General features: G+C 60.7%; 4 protein-coding genes and 3 pseudogenes. All 7 read right to left on the minus strand.

Annotated elements, in window-relative coordinates; genetic code table 11:
* A pseudogene (locus OQK_RS05130) lies at positions 1–225 on the minus strand (baseplate J/gp47 family protein); the annotation flags it as partial.
* Positions 215–613, minus strand: a complete 399-nt coding sequence (locus tag OQK_RS05135) for a phage GP46 family protein (protein WP_016771422.1) — start codon at positions 611–613, stop codon at positions 215–217. The pseudogene OQK_RS05130 and the gene OQK_RS05135, both read right to left, overlap by 11 nt.
* Positions 613–1,122, minus strand: coding sequence for a phage baseplate assembly protein V (locus OQK_RS05140; protein WP_016771423.1), 510 nt, complete (start codon positions 1,120–1,122; stop codon positions 613–615). Before OQK_RS05140 ends, OQK_RS05135 begins: the two co-directional genes overlap by 1 nt.
* A 151-nt stretch (positions 1,123–1,273) precedes the next feature.
* On the minus strand, positions 1,274–2,323 hold the full coding sequence (locus OQK_RS05145) for a phage baseplate assembly protein (protein ID WP_016771424.1): 1,050 nt from the start codon (positions 2,321–2,323) through the stop codon (positions 1,274–1,276).
* Positions 2,324–2,327: 4 nt separating this feature from the next.
* The gene (locus tag OQK_RS05150) at positions 2,328–3,563 is read right to left on the minus strand and encodes a DNA circularization protein (protein WP_016771425.1); all 1,236 of its coding nucleotides are present in this window, start codon (positions 3,561–3,563) and stop codon (positions 2,328–2,330) included.
* Positions 3,550–5,323 (minus strand): annotated as a pseudogene (locus tag OQK_RS05155) (phage tail protein). The gene OQK_RS05150 and the pseudogene OQK_RS05155 overlap by 14 nt, the downstream one beginning before the upstream one ends.
* Positions 5,324–5,453: 130 nt before the next feature.
* Positions 5,454–5,538: pseudogene (locus OQK_RS29075) on the minus strand (phage tail assembly protein); the annotation flags it as partial.

The raw sequence follows: 5,538 nt of genomic DNA on the forward strand, positions 1-5,538 counted from the left end.
CGGTTGATTCAGGCGCAACGCGGCGATGCGTTCCAGTGTCGATTCATCGGCTTTGTCGGGCAGGATCTGCTCGGCAATCCAGTCGAGATAACCGTACAGACCATAAGCGGCGCCGCCGAGGGTGCGGGCGAGCACTTGCGCATCGGACTGGCGCAGCGAATCGCCGGCCAGGTCGCTTTGGGTGCGCTTGATCAGCACCGGCAGCGAAGGGGTTTCAAACGGCATAGATCACCTGCCAACTGTTATCGGGGTTGATGTCCAGACGTTCGCCGTCGGCCAGGGTCAGGACCGTGCGCAGGTTCAGGCGCTGGGCGTCGAGGCGTTCGCTGATGATGTCGATGGCGCTGCAGTGGCCGTCGTCGAGTAGCCATTGCAGGGCTTCGCGGGCGTAGAACTCCGCGTCCATCTGCGTCTGCCGGGTCAGCTTGACCCGGCGCAACAGCCACAGCCGCGAGCCGATGCGATCGTCGGCAACCGTGGGAAAACTGTCGCCCCACCAGCCGAAGCGTTCTTCGTCATCGAGGGCATCGTCATCGGCGGCGCGACGCCAGGTGAACAGGCTGATCAGCACCGCGCGGGTCAGTGCGGCGTGGAGGTTCTGGCTGATGAACATCACTGGCCTCCTGCCGGCGCGCCGGTCTGACCGTTGCCGGCCTGCACGCCAACATGCACGTGTTTGATCTGGCTGATGCCGCCGGCCAGTTGATCACCGGTGGAAACGATCTTGCCGGTCTGGTTGATCACCGGCGTGTCGAAGTTCACCGCGCTGCTGGCGCGGATGTTCAGCGTGGCGGTTTCGATGTCGATGATCCGTCCGCGCTTGAAATGAATTTTGTCGCCCTCGTCGGTGTAGATCGCCACTTCACCGGCAGCGAGTGCTTGAAGGCGATAGCGGCGGTCGGCGATGACCAGGGCGATGGCATGGGAACGGTCGCCGCCGATGAAGGTGACGACCCCTTCGGCTCCCGCCAGCGGATGGCTGGTGAAACCGTAGGGTTCGAAGTGTTCGAGGTCGTCGTTGATTTCACCGGCGGTGAGGCGCATTTGCAGCGATTGCAGCTTGGTTGCCGAATTGGCGAGCACGACAGTGCCGCGCGCCAGCAGGCGTGTCAGTAGGCTCATGGGTTTCCTTAGACTTTGTCGACACAAACCCTGTGGGAGCGGGCTTGCCCGCGATGGCGGTGTGTCAGGGAAAAAATGTATTTGTTGTCACGACCGCTATCGCGGGCAAGCCCGCTCCCACAGGGGCCATTGTCGCCAGCAGGATCCTGCGTCAGGCCTGGGTTTGCTTCGGGGGAGTCGGATCAGGATCAAAGGTATGCGGCGGCGCCACTTGCAAGGTGGTCACCGATCCCTGCGCCGACAGCGAATAAGTGACCTTGGAAATCAGCATGTCACCATCGAAATCCAGCACCGGATCCTTGACCTTGACCAGCGTGTTATGGCGCCACAAATCGCCATTGCTCTGCCGCCATCCCTGCACCTGATAGGTGGTGGTCTGCGCGCGGCCCATGCGGGTCGCGCTTTCCCATAGAGCACGCTGCTGCGCCAACTCAAAGGTCAGTTGCGTGCCTTCATTGATCACCGTGGTGCGCCGCCGTTTGAAACTCAGATCGGCCGCGGTCGACTCGACTTCGCTGACCGCCGCGCCGCTTTTCGCATCCGAGCCTTTTTGCTGGCCGATCACCCGGTACTCGGAGAACACCTGGCTGAAATCCATCGGCGCACTGGCCGACAGGATGTTCTTGCCCAGCTCCAGCGCATCGCTGGCGCGGCCGCCGCTGCCGGGTTTGGCCAGTACCAACTGGCCCAGCTCGTTGTCGGTGGAAAACACCCGCAGCAGCGAGAGCAATCGATCGATCGACTGGAATGCCGTTTCACCCGGCACGATGGTGTGTTTGGTCAGGCGTGTGGTTTCGCTGATCTCGTTGACCACTGACAGCCCATATTCGCTCGCCAGATCGCGGACGATAGTCAGCAAGGGTTGTTGCTGCCATTGGCTGGGCAGGTTGCGAGCGGCGCAATCGACCAGATCCTGGGTCTTGGAACTGCCTTCGATGGTCAGGCTGATTTGCCGCCCGTCATAGCGGATCGGTGCTTTGAACACGTAACCGGTGAGCACCAAGTCCTTGCCGATTTTCACTTCACAGGGGTCACCGGGTTTAATCGGTTTGCTCACCGCCTGCCCCGGCCATTGCCAGGTAATGTCGAGCTTGAAGGTGCGGAACTGACGCTCGAGATCGGCGATGATTTCGACGCTTTTCCAGCCGCCGTATTCCATGTTGTTGACCGTCAGCGTGACGTGATTGTCCATCTCGTTCATGGCGTCACTCCCGCGAGACTTTCACATCGTTGGGCGAGAAACCGGGATGGGTAATCGCGTTACGCTGAGTCACTTCTTCGACCCGCGTGGCGTCGCCAAACTGTTTGTAGGCCACGACCACTGCCGGAAAGCTTTCCTGAAACGATTTGCTGACTTGACGCACGCCGGAGGACGCCACCGCTTTGAGATGAGCCACGAGCGCTTCCTTTACATCGTTGATGGCCTGGAAGTGCGCAGGTCCGGCTTTCGCCAGCATCGGGTCGATCGCTGCAGTCACCGCTGTGCGCAGCGCTTGCATGTCATCGCTGACGGGAACTTCCTGACGACTCACCGGCGACGTCGACTGTTGAGCCACCGACGGTGTCGACGCCAGTTTTACCGGCGTGGTCGCCACTGGCATCGACGCGACCCACTGCGCCACTTTGACCAGCATCGTGTCCTGCACCAGATCCGCCATCGCCTGCGCTGCGGCATTGGTGTCTCTGCCCGTGGTGATCTTTGGCGCATCAGCCTTGCGAATCGCTTCGAGTTGCTGCGACACGTCGGCTATCACGCCACGGTAGCCTTCCTTGGCGAACGCTTTCAGCTCCTTGATATCGCCGAGCAAACCCTTGAATTCCGCCGCCACTTCCTTGGGCAGCTCCTTCACGGCCTTGACCAGTTCAGTGATCTGCCGGTACTGCTCGATCAAAGGTTTCAGTTGCTCTTTGATCACGTCATAGACGCCGGTAAGGCTGTTGCGCAGGTTGGTGATGCCGATCCGCGCAGCCTTGATCAGCGTCATCGCCTGTTCGAAACGCGCCACCGCTGAACCCAGCAGACCGTCGGCCTTGGCCAGCAGCACTTTCTGCGTGCTGACCGTGGCGGTCGGAAACGGCAGGGGTTGGTCGGGATAGAACTTCAAGGCGAACGTCACCAACCCACCGTCCTGGCGGGTGTGGGTCATGTCGCATTCGCCGACCTTGACTTGCAGGCGTCCGAGCCACGGATGCACCAGTTCGCCACGGCCCTGCTCCAGCGCCTTGAGCAACTTGTCGCGCTGCTCCAGACAATCAGGGCCGATGATGAACGCGGTCAGATCATGGGTCTTGGCCTGCTGGCCGAGGTCCTCGAAAAACGGCAGGTCGCGTTGCGGGTATTCATGCAACTGCCCTTTGCGACCGACCGGGGTTTTCGCCTGGTCGATCCAGAAACCGACACCGCGAAAGGATGCCGGCAATAAACGGTCACGCCAGTTCATTGGGAACCTCCCATCGACAGCGAGCGATAGCCGATGCGTGAAGACACGGCCAGGCCCGGTTGATTGGTTTGCGGTTGATCGGTGCGCAGGCCTGCCGGCGCATTTTCGAAGCGCACCGTCAGCCCGCCTTCGAGCTGCGTGCGGTTGTTGGCGGCGCTTTGCTGGATCAGCGCGCTGGAGGTTTGCGGTAACGAGCCGCTTTGCAGTGTGCCGTTGCCAGGCGCCGGGCTGGCAGCGAAGAACGCCGGCGCCAGTTCGCCTTTGCCTTCGGCATTGGTTTGGCGTTGTGCTTCAGTGAGAGTTTCAACCTTGCCGGTGACCTTGGCGATCAGTCCGGCGAAGCCACCGTCGAACAACTCCTTGATCGGCGCGATGACGGTTTGCAGCTTTTGCCACAACTCGCCGAACCACTCGGTGATCGGCCCCCAACTCTCGATGATCTGATCCAGCGGTTTCCATTCGAACAGGCTGTGCAGAAAGTCCACGACCGGCGCGGACAGCGCCAACACAACGCCCCAGAGCGCCGAAAAGACCTCACCGATCGGCTGCCAATACTGGGCAATCTGCTCCAGCGGTGACCACTCGAACAGGCTGGTGAAAAAGCCCCTGACTCGCTGCACAGACGTTTGCAGCGCCATCCAGATCGGTTCGAAGAACCCGACAACTCCACCCCAGGCGCTGGTGAGCATTTCCATCGGGAAAAAATCGAACAGCGTGCGCAGGATATCCCGGGTGCTTTGTACGGCCGATTGCAGCGTGGTGAACATCGGTTCGAAGAACTTCACGACACCACCCCACGCATCGGTAATCATCTGCATCGGCGAGAAATCGAACAGGTTTCTGAGAAACGCCATCACCGGCACACTCAAGGCCTTGAGCAATTCCCAGATCGCCGAGAATAAACCGGTCAGCGGCCCCCAGTTTTCAATGATCATCCCCGCAGGCGACCACGCGAAAACCGACTTGAAGAAGTCGATCACTGGCGCCGTCACGGCCATGACCTTGTCCCAGATAGCCGAGAAAAATCCGGTGACCGGTTCCCACAACGCCGCCAGTGCCGCCAGCGGTCGCCAGTCAAGTACCGAGCGCAACGTCGCCATTGCACTCGCACCGATGTTTTTCACGCCTTCCCACATCCCTGTGAAAAACGCGCTGATCGGTTTCCAGTTGGCCACGATCAAACCGGCCGCCACGGCAATGCCCATGGCGATCAGCATGATCGGGTTGGTCTTGAGCACCATGCTCATGACGTCCATCACCTGGGTCATACCGGTGACCGCGGTTTGCATGGCGGAGAAGGCAATCGCCCCCGCCGCCAGGCCCTCGACCAGTTTCGGATTGTCGGCGAGCAGGCTGCCGACCTGCGTCAGCATCGGCTCCAGTCCGACCACCAAGGCCCCCACCGCCGGCACCAGTGCAGCGTCCACCGCCGCCGAAACCTTCTGCATCGACGCACTGAACACGTTCATGTTCTGCGTGGCAGCAGTCGGCGCGGCGGGCAGATCGACGGTTTTCGCCGTGTCGCTGACTTCGCTCAATTTGCCCTGGAACGCTGCGGCCGATTTGATGCCGTCTACAAACGGCGTGATCACGCTGCCGCCGTTGAACAGACCACTGATGTCCAGTTTGCCGAGGCCGGTGTGCTCGAGATTGTTTTTAAAACTCTCAACCTTCATGCGCAGGGCGCCCAGTTTGGGCGAGAGTTCATCGATGCCGGTGATCAGCACCGGTTTCGGGGTTTTCTTCTCTTCGTCTGCCATCACTGCACCTGCTGCATCGCATTGATCCGTTGCGCGTGCTCCAGCGATTCGCGAAGCACATCCAGTGGCCTGGCCATCATCTGTTCGGGGTCAACCTTCCAGAACCAGGCCAGGTCATAGGCGACGGCGATCAGGTCGGTGATGGCGCCGACGCCGCACTCATGAAAAAACTCGCGACGGACCAGCTCAGCGCATTGAGGTCAGCCAGATCGAGC

The sequence above is a fragment of the Pseudomonas sp. R62 genome, assembly GCF_000257605.1.
Lineage (GTDB): Bacteria > Pseudomonadota > Gammaproteobacteria > Pseudomonadales > Pseudomonadaceae > Aquipseudomonas > Aquipseudomonas atacamensis.

Excerpts from the sequence above, each read along its gene's own strand:
- OQK_RS05135 (WP_016771422.1), bottom strand. The coding sequence starts at position 613 with ATGTTCATCAGCCAGAACCTCCACGCCGCACTGACCCGCGCGGTGCTG.
- OQK_RS05140 (WP_016771423.1), bottom strand. The coding sequence starts at position 1,122 with ATGAGCCTACTGACACGCCTGCTGGCGCGCGGCACTGTCGTGCTCGCC.
- OQK_RS05145 (WP_016771424.1), bottom strand. The coding sequence starts at position 2,323 with ATGAACGAGATGGACAATCACGTCACGCTGACGGTCAACAACATGGAA.
- OQK_RS05150 (WP_016771425.1), bottom strand. The coding sequence starts at position 3,563 with ATGAACTGGCGTGACCGTTTATTGCCGGCATCCTTTCGCGGTGTCGGT.